Annotated in this window: 17 protein-coding genes; 10 read left to right on the top strand and 7 right to left on the bottom strand. The window is 48.2% G+C overall.

Annotated elements, in window-relative coordinates:
• Nucleotides 1-21: 21 nt before the first annotated feature.
• Complete coding sequence (locus tag BZG84_RS05825) at nt 22-501, bottom strand: PaaI family thioesterase (protein WP_077457486.1); 480 nt, start codon at nt 499-501, stop codon at nt 22-24.
• A 94-nt stretch (nt 502-595) separates the two neighbouring features.
• Nucleotides 596-1126, bottom strand: a complete 531-nt coding sequence (locus BZG84_RS05820) for an NUDIX hydrolase (RefSeq protein WP_077480027.1) — start codon at nt 1124-1126, stop codon at nt 596-598.
• Nucleotides 1127-1251: 125 nt separating this feature from the next.
• Between BZG84_RS05820 and BZG84_RS05815 the strand changes: the two genes are divergently transcribed.
• Entirely contained in the window at nt 1252-2568 is a 1317-nt protein-coding gene (locus BZG84_RS05815; RefSeq protein ID WP_077678033.1) for a DEAD/DEAH box helicase, read from the top strand.
• 523 nt (nt 2569-3091) lie between these two features.
• Here BZG84_RS05815 and BZG84_RS05810 read toward each other — a convergent pair.
• Together BZG84_RS05810 and BZG84_RS05805 are read right to left on the bottom strand one after the other, a co-directional pair.
• Entirely contained in the window at nt 3092-3289 is a 198-nt protein-coding gene (locus BZG84_RS05810; protein ID WP_131825065.1) for a hypothetical protein, read from the bottom strand.
• A 216-nt stretch (nt 3290-3505) separates the two neighbouring features.
• Entirely contained in the window at nt 3506-4042 is a 537-nt protein-coding gene (locus BZG84_RS05805) for a hypothetical protein (protein ID WP_077480029.1), read from the bottom strand.
• A gap of 246 nt (nt 4043-4288) precedes the next feature.
• On the opposite strand from BZG84_RS05805, the gene aroG reads away from it, so the two are divergent.
• A complete protein-coding gene (aroG, locus tag BZG84_RS05800) occupies nt 4289-5368 on the top strand; it encodes a 3-deoxy-7-phosphoheptulonate synthase AroG (RefSeq protein ID WP_077662422.1) in 1080 nt (359 codons plus the stop codon).
• 69 nt (nt 5369-5437) lie between these two features.
• Here aroG and BZG84_RS05795 read toward each other — a convergent pair whose 3' ends face one another.
• The gene (locus BZG84_RS05795; RefSeq protein ID WP_077480031.1) at nt 5438-5866 is read right to left on the bottom strand and encodes a DUF3069 domain-containing protein; all 429 of its coding nucleotides are present in this window, start codon (nt 5864-5866) and stop codon (nt 5438-5440) included.
• Between the two features lie 40 nt (nt 5867-5906).
• Nucleotides 5907-6344 (bottom strand): bactofilin family protein, encoded by a 438-nt coding sequence (locus BZG84_RS05790; protein ID WP_077457476.1) that lies wholly within the window; start codon nt 6342-6344, stop codon nt 5907-5909.
• 213 nt (nt 6345-6557) lie between these two features.
• On the opposite strand from BZG84_RS05790, the gene BZG84_RS05785 reads away from it, so the two are divergent.
• Together BZG84_RS05785 and BZG84_RS05780 are read left to right on the top strand one after the other, a co-directional pair.
• Entirely contained in the window at nt 6558-7241 is a 684-nt protein-coding gene (locus BZG84_RS05785) for a YceH family protein (RefSeq protein WP_077480032.1), read from the top strand.
• 6 nt (nt 7242-7247) lie between these two features.
• The gene (locus BZG84_RS05780; protein ID WP_069586450.1) at nt 7248-7523 is read left to right on the top strand and encodes a GIY-YIG nuclease family protein; all 276 of its coding nucleotides are present in this window, start codon (nt 7248-7250) and stop codon (nt 7521-7523) included.
• A gap of 24 nt (nt 7524-7547) precedes the next feature.
• Here BZG84_RS05780 and BZG84_RS05775 read toward each other — a convergent pair whose 3' ends face one another.
• Nucleotides 7548-9797, bottom strand: coding sequence for a putative bifunctional diguanylate cyclase/phosphodiesterase (locus tag BZG84_RS05775; protein ID WP_077678032.1), 2250 nt, complete (start codon nt 9795-9797; stop codon nt 7548-7550).
• Nucleotides 9798-10076: 279 nt separating this feature from the next.
• On the opposite strand from BZG84_RS05775, the gene BZG84_RS05770 reads away from it, so the two are divergent.
• The 6 genes from BZG84_RS05770 to BZG84_RS05745 are packed head-to-tail and all read left to right on the top strand — an operon-like array spanning nt 10077 to nt 15704.
• Nucleotides 10077-11033 carry a YbgA family protein gene (locus BZG84_RS05770; protein ID WP_077481936.1) on the top strand — a complete coding sequence of 319 codons (957 nt, stop codon included), beginning with the start codon at nt 10077-10079 and terminating at the stop codon, nt 11031-11033.
• Nucleotides 11023-11853, top strand: a complete 831-nt coding sequence (locus BZG84_RS05765; RefSeq protein WP_077481934.1) for a MerR family transcriptional regulator — start codon at nt 11023-11025, stop codon at nt 11851-11853. The genes BZG84_RS05770 and BZG84_RS05765 overlap by 11 nt, the downstream gene beginning before the upstream one ends.
• Nucleotides 11844-13283, top strand: coding sequence for a deoxyribodipyrimidine photo-lyase (phrB, locus tag BZG84_RS05760; protein ID WP_077481932.1), 1440 nt, complete (start codon nt 11844-11846; stop codon nt 13281-13283). Before BZG84_RS05765 ends, phrB begins: the two co-directional genes overlap by 10 nt.
• A complete protein-coding gene (locus BZG84_RS05755; RefSeq protein ID WP_077481930.1) occupies nt 13283-13723 on the top strand; it encodes a nuclear transport factor 2 family protein in 441 nt (146 codons plus the stop codon). The genes phrB and BZG84_RS05755 overlap by 1 nt, the downstream gene beginning before the upstream one ends.
• On the top strand, nt 13720-14451 hold the full coding sequence (locus BZG84_RS05750) for an SDR family NAD(P)-dependent oxidoreductase (RefSeq protein WP_077481928.1): 732 nt from the start codon (nt 13720-13722) through the stop codon (nt 14449-14451). The genes BZG84_RS05755 and BZG84_RS05750 overlap by 4 nt, the downstream gene beginning before the upstream one ends.
• Nucleotides 14448-15704 (top strand): NAD(P)/FAD-dependent oxidoreductase, encoded by a 1257-nt coding sequence (locus BZG84_RS05745; RefSeq protein WP_077481926.1) that lies wholly within the window; start codon nt 14448-14450, stop codon nt 15702-15704. The genes BZG84_RS05750 and BZG84_RS05745 overlap by 4 nt, the downstream gene beginning before the upstream one ends.

Genomic DNA, 15704 nt, shown 5'->3' with positions numbered 1-15704 from the left:
TTTACGATAAATAAAGAGAAACTAACTAATTTGCTTGAGGGATAGGGTTAAGTCAAAGGTTGCCATCGGCTCATCGCCATGAAGCGTGGGGCAGGTAGCCACAATGGTGACAGGCTGGTTGACACGCTCACCGGTTTCGATGGTTTCGCGGATCATGGCTTGGATTTTTTGCCCATCGAGGCAGGTAAAAATCACATCGTCTTCTGGGCGCTTATGAAAATCTGCCGTGACTGCTTTGAAAGCGAGACTGATTTTAATCCCGTGTTGCTCGGCCATCGCCATGGCAAGAAAACCGCCAGCCACATCGGCACCTACTGCTAGCGCGCCAAAATACATGCTGTTTAGGTGGTTTTTAGTCCGGCGTCCTAATGGGATTCTCATCTGTACGTGCTGATCGTCAATGGCAAGAATCTTGGGCCGACACCAACCAATCATAGGAACTTTGAGAAACCCAAACAGCGAAAGGTGCTGATTAGCGCGCGCCAAAGGGGAAGAAAACATACACACTCCTTGTTAATCTGGTCATACCTGTTCAAGCTACTCGTTGCTACACTGCGGCGTCAACATTTCATTAACAACAATGCGGAGTGGATAGCTAAGATTGAGGCTGTGGCAGTAAACCTTGATAATCAGCACGTGCAATAAGGGCAACGGTCTTGTTGTCGTTTATCTCTCCTGCCGCAATGCGTGCTCTTGCTTCGGCCACGGTCATCAGACGGAGTTGGATAAACTCATCATCATCCAGATTCATTTCAGTCTGGGTGAGGCCAGAAGCCAGATAGAAGTGCTGAACTTCATCACAAAATCCAGGCACAGGGAGTGCAGAGCCCAGCGAGTACCACGACGTGGCTTGGTAGCCCGTTTCCTCTTCAAGCTCACGCTTTGCACCTTCTAGCGGGCATTCATCACGCTCTAAAGTCCCAGCGGGCGCTTCCAGCAACCATTGATTAACCGCGGGTCGAAATTGATTGAGCAACACAAGGCGGCCATCCTCAAGTATGGGTAAAATGACTGCCGCGGCTGGATGGCGAATGACATGATGCCGATGAGGACGCCCATCCGGCAATACGGTTTGTGTCTCTACCAACGACAGGCGTTTCCATTGGTGGTAAATTGTCTCTTTCATCCCTATCCTCAACGCGTGTTGCACCCGTTTTTAGTGCAGTGTTTTGTTGTAAAGTATGGTAGCATTCGCGACCTTAAATGGCGCTACTGCGCGCTTTGTCATAGAAATACCATTGGAGTAATACCTTGCAATTTGACGATCTGGGATTAGATAGACGTTTACTGTCGCTCATTGCCCACCGTGGATTTGAAAAGCCAACCGATATCCAGCGACAGGCGATTCCTGTTGTTATGGCCGGGAAGGATCTGTTGGCCTCCTCAAAAACGGGCTCAGGGAAAACGCTGGCTTTTTTATTGCCGGCGATGCAGCGCGTGCTACGTACTAAACCTCTCAGTCGTCGCGACCCACGTGTTTTGGTGCTCGCGCCAACACGAGAGTTGGCAAAGCAAGTGTATGGGCAATTGCGTATGCTGACCAGTGGTACACCCCATAAAGCCGCATTGGTATTGGGGGGGGAAAACTTTAACGAGCAAGCGAAAGTTTTCCGTCAGTCACCCACTTTCGTTGTGGCCACGCCTGGGCGTCTTGCCGATCATCTGAAACAGCATCACTTGTCGTTAGCTGGATTGGAAATGCTGATCCTTGATGAAGCCGATCGTATGCTCGATCTTGGATTCAAGGCGCAATTAGATGCCATTAACGAGCAAGCCAACCATCGTTTACGCCAAACGCTCATGTTTTCTGCGACGCTGGACCATCAGCAAGTGACAGACATGGCTGCAGGGCTGCTTAAGTCCCCTAAACGCATTGCGGCGGGAGAAACGCATACGCTACATAGTGACATTGAACAGCATTTTGTACTGAGTGATCATCTTGATCACAAGCATGCGCTATTGGATCACTTAATGGAAGCTAATGCGCACAAACAAGTGATGGTCTTTACCGCAACGCGCGCAGACACTGAGCGTCTTGCGGAGAGATTTAACCAAGCCGGCTATAAAGCCATTGCCTTGAGCGGTGAGCTTAACCAGTCATCTCGTAATCGTATTATGGATGAGTTTGAGCGCGGCCTTCATGATGTCTTGGTCACTACGGATGTGGCATCCCGTGGTCTGGACTTGCTTAACGTTTCTATGGTGATCAACTTTGATTTACCGAAGCATGCGGAAGAATATATTCACCGTGTGGGGCGTACAGGGCGAGCTGGGCATCAAGGTTTGGCTTATTCATTGGTTGGCCCGAAAGACTGGCGAAGCTTTAAAAACATTGAAGCTTTTTTGCGTTTGAGCTTATCTTTCACTGCGATTGAGGGCCTAACGGGTAAATTTAAAGGTTTCAAAGAGAAAAAGTCGGCCAAGCCTCAGTCGAAAGGGCCTGCGAAACGTAAAAAGCCAACTCAAAAGGCGAAGCCGAAAGCACCTAAGAAACGCGATAAGAGCTTTTATAACAATGTGCCTGCTGGCGATACGCCCATGATGCGGAAAAAACCTAAACCAGAATAGAGCAAAATACGGCTTATCGAACAAAAGGAGGGGTATCCCTCCTTTGTTTTATCTATTATGCCGGCGGCTAGCTACAATCAGAAAGATATTCGCTGTATATCACTAAATTTTGTACACCAATGAAACTTTGTATTGCTTAGCGCTATGATGCCCAAAAATCTCACTTTTCTTTGGTGAAACTGTGCTTTTTTGCAGCAATTTAATTACATATTACGTACACTGTGCAGCAATCGTTGCTTGATGGTTAAGCAAATGCGGGTTGGAGTGTGCAGTAGACGGCTGCATACAAGATTCATTGACTATTAATAGGAAACGCTGTGGAAACTGCATTGGTCGTTGCTTTTATCACTGCTGCTGCGTGGATTGTGCGCCGCGAACGTGCCGCGCAATAAGCGCCTCACGAGATAACTTGCTGACTAGGCCCTTTAAAATCTCATTCTGTCAGTAAAAAAGCCTTCTCTTTTGAGAAGGCTTTGTTATTTATCGCGCACTGAATAGGCGCGTACTGAAGAGGGAAGTGAGGTTAGTTGTCGTAGTAATCGCCGTCTGCTACCTCATGAAAATCTTCAACTTGGCTCGCGGCTTTAAAATCCGCAGCCGGTTTTGTAAGCCGTCGACGTAACATCGACACTTGCTCTTCCAAGCGATGTGCGGTTTCGATATTACCTTCTTGATAGGCCTCTTGAATTTTTCTTTCAAATTCATCAATACGTTGAGTCATCACCATCGTTTTACCCTCCGACAGTTCCCACGCACAATGACGGCGAACGTCCTGACATGGGTTTTATCACCACGCACACAAGACACACACCACCTTCATAGGTGGCATACGTATCTCACATAAAGTTAGTTTAATATAGCGATAAAGCCAGTGAGAGAGGTCACACTGACACGGTCACCCAGAGTAGGAAAGAATAGGGTGGATGACCGTGGCCTATTAATACAGGTATCTGACTGAAAAAATCAACCTATTTTCTTCAAGACCGTTTGCCCGCCACGTCGCACCGAGTGAAAGTGTCTCTGTTGAATGAAAGCGGCCACCAAGTTCAACGATACTTTTACTGTCATCTTTGTCGAAAATAATCGAGCCTATGTATGTATCTGCTTCAAAAGATGGAGCTACCCATGCTCTAAGCCCTCCACCTATAACTGTTGTTAATTCACCTGTCTCATAGTGGGGCGCTTCGGGGCGTTTTAGCCAAGCTCCTTCAATTTCTCCGTAGATATCGACAAAGTCATTGATGGGAGCATGAAAACCAGCTCCGACAGAGGAAAACCAGTCGCCTTCAAACTGTGAGTCACCTCTCGCGACAAGGTGAGCGCCGTCAGCGATTACGAATTTGGTCGAAGCGCCTAACCCTCCGGGGTTTGAGAGGACGTCAAATTGAAGGTAGTTATAGTTAAAATTCGTCGCTCCTGCTGCTGATGAGAACAGCAGCGCTGATATGAAGCCAAACTTAGTTAGATAGTGCACTAGGTTACTCCTTAATAATTAGGGCCTAGTTTAAAGAACATAGATCGTACTGTGCAACTTTGGTTTATCAGGTTGTTAGTTCGATATGTGATTTTAAGTTAAATTGAAACTGCAAGTTTAATCCTAAAATTATCTATGTTTTTTTCGTAAAAAAATATTTGCACCATGGCGGTGTTCACGTTAGCGTAAAGGCTCATGAAGAAAAAGCAGCCCGATGAAGCTGCATGCAAGCACAGGATTAAGCCCATGAGTGTACACCCGACAGATGATGTAAGAATTCAACAAATTAAAGAGTTGCTGCCACCGATCGCTGTATTAGAAAAATTCCCCGCTACAGAGATAGCAGAGAAGACCGTGTTCGATGCACGTCAATCTATTCATCATATTTTGAATGACGAAGACGATAGATTGGTGGTCGTAGTCGGCCCTTGCTCCATTCACGATCCAAATGCTGCCAAAGAATATGCCAGCAAGCTCAAAGCTCTCCGAGAAGAGCTTAATGATGATTTGGAAGTGGTGATGCGCGTTTATTTTGAAAAGCCGCGCACGACGGTGGGTTGGAAAGGCCTGATTAATGACCCTTATCTAGACAACAGTTTCAAGATTAACGATGGCCTGCGTTTAGGAAGAGAACTCCTCCTTGATATTGCCAATATGGGCCTACCGGCGGCAGGCGAATTCCTCGATATGATCACGCCGCAATACATGGCCGATTTAATCAGTTGGGGCGCTATTGGTGCGCGTACCACTGAGTCTCAAGTGCATCGTGAGTTGGCATCAGGCTTGTCGTGCCCGGTTGGTTTTAAGAACGGTACGGATGGCAATATTAAGATTGCGACGGATGCTATTCGCTCAGCAAGCGCGCCGCATCAGTTCTTATCGGTAACCAAATACGGCCATTCTGCTATCGTTGCAACGGCAGGAAACGATGATTGCCACCTGATCCTTCGTGGCGGCAAGGCGCCGAACTATAGCGCAACAGATGTTGATCAGATCTGTTCATCGCTTGCAGGCGCCGGGCTGCGCCAAAAGGTAATGATTGATTTTAGCCACGCGAACAGTAGCAAGCAGTATCAAAAGCAAAAAGAAGTTTGCAACGATGTGGCGGGACAAATTGCTGGCGGCAATGACGCAATCTTTGGCGTCATGATTGAAAGTCATCTGATTGAGGGGCGCCAAGATCTGATTGAAGGGCAGTCGCTCACTTATGGACAAAGCATCACCGATGGGTGTATTGGCTGGGAAGACACCGAGCTAACTCTACGTCAGCTAGCGGGCGCAGTAAGAGCCAGACGAGGCGCAAAACAGCAGCGTAAGAGCGCTTAAAAAGAAAAGGGCCAGCGTATAATACTGGCCCTTATTTTATTATCGTGCGATGGACTTACTGTGTGAGCATTACTGTACTTGAAAGATAGATTGAAACTCGCGCTTGAGCGCGGGTTTTAAACGCGCCTGTTTTAATTGCTTGGATAAGTCTTTAACGCAACGTTTAAGCACATCGTCCAGTACCTGTGCTTTGTAGTTCTCTTGCTCGTCTTCGGACATGTCATCGAGTTTGACGTTTTGCAATTCGTTGAGCGTATCAATCCCGACATAACTTTGGCTGATTGCCACCAAAGCATGAAACTGGTCGAAACTGTCGAGCACATTTTGCGCACTAGCAGGGAGCTTTTCCCATGCTTCACGCACACTAGGCTCTGCCGCGTCATGAACTGAGGCTATCATCGTGTACATGGCTTCAGGAGCATTTTCATAACGAATCACGCTTTGCAGTTCTGGGGAAAACTCGTCAAAACTCATATTGGTACTGCTGGTATCGGACATGCACCGACTCTCCTTCACTTTTTATGCTAAGCCCACGTCGTTATGAGCGACTTGCGGCTTTTCGGTCTTTCTTTTCGTTATTCTCTGTACGCTCACTGCGTGTTTGGTCGTCCAGTGGCACGACGGTATCGGTGGCCAAGGTGGCACGGTTTTCACCTGCGAGCAAGCCGCCTTTCTCAATGGTGAGCTGCTCGGTATTGAGCACGCCTTTCATTTTACCTTGCGAGAGAATGTCAATCGCATCGGCTTCGCATTGTCCTTCAACCAAACCGTTAATCGTAATATGCTTGGCATGAATCGTACCGCGGAAGTGTCCGGTTGCTGAGATAACCACGGCATTAGCCTGAGTGATATTGCCTTCACCAAAGCCATCAATTTGGATATCTCCGTCAAGCTCAATATCACCAACAACCTTGCAGTTTTTTGCCACGATTGACAAACCAAGGTTACGGTTTGGGGTTGAACGAAACAGGCCCATAGTTTGTACTCCACAATCCATTTCCTACCAGTATATCATCTGGTGTCAGGCTATGTGTCGCGATCTTTTCACTCAAGCCTGACTAACATGTGATCCTGATACCAGTCTGTGTGCCTGTTTGTGCCGAATTATTCAGCACTTAGTTGGAGCGCAATTGCTCGGCTATGCCCAACTTGCTATAACACGATTATTATCTCGATGAGGACATGGATCATGTCAATGCTATTAACGCCCTATCAACAACGTGTCATCGGTTGCTTGCTGGAAAAAGAAGTGACTACGCCTGACTACTATCCACTGACCTTAAATGCACTCACGACAGCGGTAAATCAAAAAAGTAATCGAGAGCCTGTCTATGCGCTCACCGACGCCGACGTGTTAGACGTCGTAAATTCGCTTATCGATGCACGTCTTATCAGCCCACAGGAAGGGATGGGAAGCCGTGTCTGCAAGTATCAGCATCGTTTTTGTAATACGCCTTTCGGTAATTTGACGTTTACGGATCAAGAAAAAGCGATTATTTGCGTGCTGTTGTTACGTGGCCCACAGACTGCAGGTGAGCTGCGCACACGGACGCAAAGGTTATGTGAATTTGCCGATATGCAGCAAGTAGAAAGCACGTTGAGTGCCATGATAGAGGCCGAATGGATAATGAAGCTAGCACGTGAGCCGGGTAAACGGGAATCGCGCTACATCCATTTATTTGGTGAATTAACCGAAGCGAGCGCTGAAAGCGAAATGAGACCCGAAACAGAAACGCTAGAGCTAAGCTTAGATAACGCCGCGGTGCCAAACCCATCTCACGGGACGCAGCATGCATTGGAAGCGCGGGTTGATGCGCTTGAGCAAGAGGTCGCCAGCCTGCGCGAGGCATTAAACGCGCTATTATCCAAATAAAAAAACATGAGCGAGTCGTGGTTCGTTTACTTGGTTCGTACGCGGCACAATGCTTTGTATTGTGGCGTGTCGACGGATGTTGAGCGCCGCTTTCAACAACATCTCAGTGGCAAAGGTGCGCGTGCGTTGCGAGGGAAAGGGCCACTTTCTCTGGTATGGCAATCTCCTGCAATGAGCAAACAAGCCGCCATGCAGTTGGAATATCAGATAAAACAGTGGCCCAAACAGCGCAAAGAAGCCTTATGTCAGGGCTGTGATGACGTCCATCGATGGGAGTCGTAAAGGGCATATGCATTGGTTGCTTGACTATGAATTTGAGTAGCGTAGGTAAGGAGTATGCTGTTTCAGTAAGGTAAGTAGTTGATCGACGCCCATGGCGGGATAGTACAAGTGACCTTGAATATAACGACAGCCGATTTGGGCTAAGTAGTCCTTTTGGGCTTGGTGTTCGACGCCCTCTGCGACCACTTTCAAGCCTAAGAGATCCGCCATGCCAATCACGGCTTGGCAAATCACTGCATCGTCTTTGCATTCGGGGAGTTGGTCGATAAAGCTGCGATCAATTTTAACCGTATCGACAGGGAAATGTTTCAAATAGGCCAGTGATGAATAGCCGGTGCCAAAATCATCAATCGCTAGTGATATACCCGCTTCGGTGAGCGTGTGCAATGTCTGTTGATTTTGTTCCAAATTTTCAATAAACACTTGCTCGGTTAATTCGATTTGCACGCGCTCTGCTGGTACTTGGTGGCGTTCGATGGCTTGTAAAATCGTATCAGCCAGAAAACTGTCTTGAAATTCATGCCCAGAGACATTAATAGCAAGCATCGGCGGTGCGCAACCCTCAGTGAGTAGCATGGCATAATGCTCTAGCGCTTTGTTAATGATCCAATTCCCCAGTTGTTGCATCAATCCTGTATCTTCAGCAGTACGGACGATGGTGTCAGGCGAAATGATAGTCCCCCCTTCATCTTGCCAGCGGACTAAGGCTTCAATGCCGACGATACGCTGCGTTTTTAAATCAACCTGAGGCTGAAAATGCAGCATCAATTCATTGCCTTGGATGGCTTTGCGAATGGTGTATTCGATGTCGCGCTTTTGCTGAAGGTGGTCACGCATCGCCATTTGAAATACGACCACACGGTGGTGCACGAGTTGTCGTGCTCGATGCGCAGCGGTATCGGCGTGGCGTAGTAATTCATGAGCCGGCATAGATGTGTCATAGCGATACGCCACACCAATCGCGCAGCTAGGTAAAACAGTCACTCCCTGAACTTGGCATTCTTTTTCTACACTCAAGCGTACCTGCTTGGCGTGTATCTCGGCTTCTAAAGGCGATAGATCGGTGCGCAGCATGACAAAATGTTCATCACTGGTTCTGGCTAAATAAGCTTGTGGAGGCAATAGATTTTGTAAGCGTTTGGCGATGGTAGTTAATACGTCATCGTGAATGCGGTAGCCATGAAGATCATTGATTTCCTTAATATTATCAATGTCGATACAAATCAGCGACAGCGTACGCGTTGCCGAGAGCGTCTTATTAATGGTGTGCTGAATGTGATTAAGCAGTGCATGGCGATTTGGCAGATAGGTGAGGGGATCATGATTAGCAATAAAATGTAGCTGATTTTCAACGTCTTTGCGTTGAGCGATTTCATTTTGCAGTCGAGCAATGGTCGCTTGTTCAGCTTTTCTCGCCATCAAATTGATTTCAATTAAATACAAGGCAATACCTACTAAGATCGTGACGACCAACCCAGAGATGTAAATGAGCATTGGCAAAGATAAAAAGTGTTCCGATTCAGGGCTGTTCCACAATGTGACGACAAACTCGGGGCTAGCGCCGGTTAGCGTGAGCCCAACTTGTCCTGTTGCCACTCCATTAGGTGGTATGTCCCCGAATACGGCGCGCCCATCACTTGTAGCGTAGAGCGTCAGCTTCTGAAATGTATCGAGATAATCGGCTGCTAGGTGGCTGATATGTTCTGCAATATCGAGAGTGCCACCGAGATAGTAGTCAGGCGTATTCCGGTTTTGCGTATAGATAGGGTGCGCAATATGCCAGTTATGAAGCGACTCTACATCCATATGAGAAAGCTGAGCGTTATCGTCTCCGACAACGTCAAACGGGAATTGCTCGGGCTTTTCTGAGTCACTTTGGGGGTAATGCCAACGAATCTTGCGATCAGACTCAGCCCAGAACAAGGCTTGAAAGTGAACGTCATTCCCCTGATGGGCTAGCACTAATGCTTGCCATGTCGAGTACGTCGAGGGAATGTTTTTTTCTATCTCGCTGGCAAGCACACTGAGTTCATTAAGGTGAGCATTCATGTGACGCGTTAACGCGTCAGCAAAGGATTTTGCTTCGACGCTTAATAGCTGCTCGGTGCGCAGTCGTTGTTGTTCTTGTGCGGTATTAAATAAGGAAAAAGTGGCAATCAGGATAGCAAAGCAGATCATCGCAATCACGAGTATAGCGCGGCCGCGAGGTCGAAATGGGCGCTTCGCAATGGAGAGACGGTCATCGATGTTTAGTGTCGTTCTCTGTAAGGGCATGGTCGTGAGAGCTATATCATGGTGGCTTCAAGTGTATGTGACACGAGTGACTCAAGTCGTATCAATAGTGAGACAAATCTGAGACTCCCTCTTTGATAAGGGATAGGTAAAGCGTAGCAGCTGTTAAGGGGACTGCGTGAGGGCACATTAAGAACCAGAGTAAACTTGTACAAATAAAAAATATTGTACAAAAGTGATCCTTCGCCTACATTGAGTTGTACAACAAAATATAAATGTACAACTCTGCGGCTCATGCCGCTTGATAAGAAGAGGTGAAGCATGTCGTTTCCAGTTGGTGTTAGCGCATGTGTGATTGGTGAAAAGGTGCGTTTTGATAGCGGCCATAAACGCAGCCCGTTTGTGACCAAAGAGCTCGCTCCCTATGTCAATTTTGTCCCTGTGTGTCCGGAAGTCGCAATCGGCTTACCGGTGCCAAGGCCGACGATTCGTTTATTAGACAAGGGTAATGTGGGCGACATTCGTTTGGTTGAGACCAAAGACGCCAGCAAAGATCATACTGAAAAAATGGTGGCCTTTAGTGAACGAAAAGCGGATGAATTGGCCCATAAAGCACTACGTGGCTATATCGTTTGTGCCAAGTCGCCCACTTGTGGCATGGAGCGTGTCAAAGTCTATCGGGAAAATGGCTACACCTCTGATATCTCTGGGGTAGGGCTGTATACCCAAGCATTAATGGAACGTATGCCGTGGCTGCCGATTGAAGAAGATGGCCGATTAAATGATCCCATCCTGCGTGAGAATTTTGTGTTCCGGTTATTTGCGTTAGACGATTTATATCGCAGTGTCGAAAGTGGCGTGACAAGAAAAGCACTGGTTGCATTCCACTCGCGGTACAAATTAGTGTTGATGGCGCACTCGCCTGAGCGTTACCGAGAATTGGGCCGTTTTATGGCGAACATCGCGGAGTACGATATTGATGATTTCTTCCACCAGTATCGCACGCAGTTTATGCAGTCGTTGGCTATCCGTGCGACGCGGAAAAAGCACACCAATGTGCTGATGCACCTGCAAGGCTATTTTAAGAACAACTTAGACAAGAGCCAAAAAGCAGAGCTGACTCACCTTATTCATGCTTACCGTCAAGGCACGATGCCGCTGTTAGCGCCGTTGACCCTCATTGCTCACCATTTGCACAACCACCCAGATGATTACCTTGCTAGTCAAGCGTATCTGAAGCCGTATCCAGATGCCTTGAGGTTACGTTATGGACTCTAATCCCGAAAGCACGCTGACGATCAGCCAAGTCGCTGATCGTACCGGCGTTAATCCAGTGACATTGCGCGCATGGCAACGCCGTTATGGCTTGCTGTCTCCGGCTAGAACACCGAAAGGTCATCGTCTTTACAGTGATGAAGACGTCGCCATGATTGGTCGGATCTTACGTTGGCTAGACAAAGGTGTTCCGATCAGCAAAGTGAAACCGTTACTGTCGCAAACCGAGACCCAAATAGATAGCGAAGATGACACGTTAGCCCGTGAGCTGATGAAGTTGATTCATGACTTATCACTGAAAAAACTCGGCCAGCACGTTGAAACCTTATTAAAAGAATATCCGTTTTATTGGCTCATCGAACACGTCTTTACGCCGCTAGATACGTGGTTGGATGAGGAGCAAAGCGCCATCTGTTCTCTGCAGAAAGATATGTGGCGCAGTACGGTAATCGAAAAATGCCAAGCGGCAATGTTGGCGAACGCAAAACGCAACAGTAAGTTCCCTTGTTGGTTAGTGACACTTACTGACACAGAAGATTATCAGCGCACCATGATGGCGATGCGTCTGAATGAGAAAGGTTACAACGTCACTATCTTGCGTGAGCCACATTCCCAACTTGGCCTTATCCTCGAAGTGATGCGAGAGCAAAAGATCCCCACGCTCGCAGTGATGGCTGCGCACCGTCTCGATCGTTCCCAGCTTAATCAGCTACGGCAGTGTTACGCACAATCTGACATTCACATTGTGAGCCAGCCATTTATTTGCTCCGTACATGGAGACGAGCTAAAAGAACTCAAGGAGAACAATCCGTTATGCATTTAGTTTGGTTTCGACGCGATCTGCGCTGCCTCGACAATCGTGCACTGCATGCAGCGTGCGAAGCAAACGAGCCTGTTGTGGGCCTTTTTGTGGAAACACCGGATCAATGGGCTGCCCACCATATGGCCCCGATTCAGGCAGGATTGATTGAAGCAAGGCTTAAGGCGCTGCGTGACGAACTCAGTGCACTTAACATTCCGCTGTTGGTGACAAGAGCCGCTGACTATAAGAAGGCGTCTGAAACGGTCGCAACCCTTGCGAACTCGCTGAACGTCAACGCTGTGTTTGTGAATCGTGAATACGAGCTGAATGAGCAAAATCGCGATCGCCAAGCACAGCAACGACTAGAGGAGCAGGGCATTGATTGGTACGCCTACCATGACCGCAATCTATTTGCGCCCGGCACGATTCGTTCTGGGAAAGGCGATGCGTATAAAGTCTTTACCCCGTTTAAAAAAGCCTGTCTACGTGCATTAGAAGGCATGGATCAGTCACCGCTCAAGGCGCCAGCTGCTCGTGCTGATGATACGCGGTTAACTACTATTTTTGCTTCTCTTGAGCCGATTGAATTTGACTATCCAACCGAGGCCGTCTCGGCATGGCCGACCACGGAAAAAGCCATCTTAGATAAGTTACGCACTTATTGCCGAGAACAAGCCGCAGATTACAAGACGCAACGGGATTTCCCTGCCATTGATGGCACCAGTCAGCTGTCACCGTATCTTGCCATTGGCGCATTGTCCCCTCGCCAATGCTTAGCGCGACTGCAATCTGAGCATCCGCACTGGCGCGAGCCCGATTCAGGCGCAGCAACTTGGTTGTCAGAGTTAATCTGGCGAGATTTCTATCAAGAAGTGAGCGCCCAAAACCCCAGTATTAGCAAAAAGCATTGCTTTTTAGAGTGGGGAGAGTCTGTGGTGTGGGATAACGACAACGCCCGCTTTGAAGCGTGGAAAGCGGGTAAAACCGGCTTTCCGATTGTGGATGCTGCGATGCAGCAATTAAACACCACTGGATGGATGCATAACCGCCTGCGGATGATAGTGGCCAGCTTTTTAACCAAGGACTTGCTCATCGATTGGCGTTGGGGGGAGGACTACTTTATGTCCAAGCTGATTGACGGCGACTTTGCGTCCAACAACGGAGGTTGGCAATGGTCAGCGTCAGTTGGCACCGATGCGCAGCCTTACTTTCGAATTTTTAATCCGACAACCCAAGGGGAGCGCTTCGACAGTGATGGGCGCTTCATACGTCGTTGGCTACCAGCACTAAAAGAGGTGCCTGGTAAGCAAATCCATCAACCTTGGTCGTGGGCGGAAAAGTATGCGCAGTCATTGGATTACCCCAAACCGATCATTGATCATGCTAAGCAGCGCAAACAGGCATTAGCGATTTTTGAGGCGGCCAAAAATCAGCCCAAGGAGTCTGCATAATGGAGAGCGGGAGCGTTCAAACTCAAGTGGCGCGTTTTGCGGAAGTCTATCAAGCACTCAGTAAAGACAATTTGGCATCGCTTGAAACGATCTACCACCCCGACATTGTGTTTATCGACCCAGCACACCGTATTGAAGGGCTATCTGCGTTCTTAGCGTACTTTGCTTCTTTGTATCAAAACGTCACCAGCTGTCAGTTTGATATTCACCATACGACGGCTGGCGACAGTGATGCGTTCGTGACGTGGACCATGACGTTTTCTCATCCGCGTGTACAACAAGGCAAACTGAGACAGGTGCATGGTTGCTCGCATTTGACGTTTACGGATGGGCGAATCAGTCGTCACCGCGACTATTTTGACATGGGCGAAATGATTTATGAGGCCTTGCCGTTGATGGGTCGACTACTCACTTATATAAAAGCGAGGTTAGGACAATGAAACAGGTTGTGATTACTGGCGCGACATCGGGGATTGGCGAGCAATTAGCGCGAGACTATGCGCGCCAAGGGTGGCGCGTTATTGCGTGTGGTCGTAACAAAGACAAGCTCGATGCGATGCAGCAGGATCATGCGTCTCTCGAGCCGTTAGTGTTTGATGCCACAGACAGGGACCAAACCCATCAAGCGCTCGGTGCCTTATCAGCAAGCTCTGATTTGGTGATCCTAAATGCCGGTACCTGTGAATACATCGACTACGGAAAAATCGATGTACCCTTGTTTAAACGCGTATTCGATATCAACGTGTTTGGCGTCCTTAATTGTATCGAAGCCTTGCAGGCAAGCTTTGTGCCGGGCACCCATTTGGCGATCGTTGGCTCTTCAGCGAGTTACATGCCTTTACCTCGCGCAGAGGCATATGGCGCATCTAAAGCTGCTATCAGTTATCTAGCCAATACGCTATCGGTTGATCTCGCTCATCAAGGAGTGACAGTGTCACTCGTTTCGCCTGGGTTTGTTAAAACGCCACTAACGGATAAAAACGATTTCGCCATGCCGATGCGGGTGACCGTCGAGCAAGCGTCGGCGGCCATTCAAGCAGGGCTTGAGAAACGCAAAGCAGAAGTTCACTTTCCGCGTAAGTTTACCTATTTCCTGAAAATTATCGCCTTACTCCCTACATCATGGCAGATCGCCATTGCTCGACGCATGACAAGGAAACAAGCATGAAAATTGCCATTATCGGCTCCGGTATTGCGGGCCTGACATGTGCCCACTATTTAAATAAGCGTCATGACATTCAGCTCTTTGAAGCCAATGACTATCTCGGTGGCCACACGGCGACCGTTGACGTAGAAGTTGAGAGTGGACGCTATGCGATCGACACGGGCTTTATCGTGTTTAACGATCGTACTTATCCGAATTATGAACGTTTACTGGAAGAAATCGGGGTAGGTCGACAGCCTTCTGAGATGAGTTTTAGTGTGCGTAACGATGAAAATGGTCTGGAATACAACGGACATAGCTTAGCGTCGCTGTTCGCACAAAAACGTAATGTGGTGAATGTTCGGTTTTACCGTTTCTTAGCCGAGATTATGCGTTTTAACCGTTTGGCGCGTGAGGCCCATCAGCGCGGCCAAGTATCAGAACAGTTGGCTATGCACACCTTGGGTGAGTTCCTTAACCAGCACGGATTTAGCGACTATTTTTGTCAAAACTATATCTTACCGATGGGGGCGGCAATATGGTCCTCCACACTTTCAGATATGCGCGGATTTCCTCTGGCATTTTTCCTCCGTTTTTTCCAAAACCACGGCTTGCTGGATATTACAAATCGCCCGCAGTGGTACGTCATTCCGGGTGGCTCGCGTGAATATGTTAGAAAGCTCACCCCAGCGTTTGCTGAAAAGATCCAATTAAACACCCCCGTTAGGCAAGTAACCCGTCACCAGCATGGCGTTGTGCTCACCACAGAGAGTGGCGAGTATCAGTTCGATCATGTCATTTTTGCTTGCCATAGCGATCAAGCCCTGTCGATGCTAGCCGATCCTTCAACAGCTGAACGTGAAGTGTTAGGCGCAATTCCGTATCAAGATAACGAGGTTGTGCTCCATACCGATACCTCACTACTTCCCACTCGCAAAGGGGCATGGGCGAGCTGGAACTATCATCTGCCCGTGTCAGAAGATATAGACACGCAACCTGCAGCTTTGACCTACAATATGAATATATTGCAGTCAATTCAGGCGCCTGAAACCTTCTGTGTCACGCTAAATCAAACGGATCGAATCGATCCGAGTAAGATTTTACGGCAGTTTGTGTATGCGCATCCGGTATTTAATACCGAAAGCGTCGCCGCGCAGCAACAGCGCCATCGAATTAATGGCCAGCAACGAAGCTGGTTCTGTGGCGCCTACTGGTACAACGGCTTCCATGAAGATGGTGTGCGCAGTGCGCTCGATGTAGTTGAGGAAATGAGTTAG

The sequence above is a fragment of the Salinivibrio sp. PR932 genome (assembly GCF_001996125.1).
GTDB lineage: Bacteria > Pseudomonadota > Gammaproteobacteria > Enterobacterales > Vibrionaceae > Salinivibrio > Salinivibrio proteolyticus.
The sequence above is the reverse complement of the archived record's forward strand: the minus strand, read 5'-3'. Positions and strand labels throughout refer to the sequence as shown.

Coding starts and splice junctions, on each gene's coding strand:
- BZG84_RS05825 (WP_077457486.1), bottom strand. CDS start 501: ATGTTTTCTTCCCCTTTGGCGCGCGCTAATCAGCACCTTTCGCTGTTT.
- BZG84_RS05820 (WP_077480027.1), bottom strand. CDS start 1,126: ATGAAAGAGACAATTTACCACCAATGGAAACGCCTGTCGTTGGTAGAG.
- BZG84_RS05810 (WP_131825065.1), bottom strand. CDS start 3,289: ATGACTCAACGTATTGATGAATTTGAAAGAAAAATTCAAGAGGCCTAT.
- aroG (WP_077662422.1), top strand. CDS start 4,289: ATGAGTGTACACCCGACAGATGATGTAAGAATTCAACAAATTAAAGAG.
- BZG84_RS05795 (WP_077480031.1), bottom strand. CDS start 5,866: ATGTCCGATACCAGCAGTACCAATATGAGTTTTGACGAGTTTTCCCCA.
- BZG84_RS05790 (WP_077457476.1), bottom strand. CDS start 6,344: ATGGGCCTGTTTCGTTCAACCCCAAACCGTAACCTTGGTTTGTCAATC.
- BZG84_RS05785 (WP_077480032.1), top strand. CDS start 6,558: ATGTCAATGCTATTAACGCCCTATCAACAACGTGTCATCGGTTGCTTG.
- BZG84_RS05780 (WP_069586450.1), top strand. CDS start 7,248: ATGAGCGAGTCGTGGTTCGTTTACTTGGTTCGTACGCGGCACAATGCT.
- BZG84_RS05775 (WP_077678032.1), bottom strand. CDS start 9,797: ATGCCCTTACAGAGAACGACACTAAACATCGATGACCGTCTCTCCATT.
- BZG84_RS05770 (WP_077481936.1), top strand. CDS start 10,077: ATGTCGTTTCCAGTTGGTGTTAGCGCATGTGTGATTGGTGAAAAGGTG.
- BZG84_RS05765 (WP_077481934.1), top strand. CDS start 11,023: ATGGACTCTAATCCCGAAAGCACGCTGACGATCAGCCAAGTCGCTGAT.
- phrB (WP_077481932.1), top strand. CDS start 11,844: ATGCATTTAGTTTGGTTTCGACGCGATCTGCGCTGCCTCGACAATCGT.
- BZG84_RS05755 (WP_077481930.1), top strand. CDS start 13,283: ATGGAGAGCGGGAGCGTTCAAACTCAAGTGGCGCGTTTTGCGGAAGTC.
- BZG84_RS05750 (WP_077481928.1), top strand. CDS start 13,720: ATGAAACAGGTTGTGATTACTGGCGCGACATCGGGGATTGGCGAGCAA.
- BZG84_RS05745 (WP_077481926.1), top strand. CDS start 14,448: ATGAAAATTGCCATTATCGGCTCCGGTATTGCGGGCCTGACATGTGCC.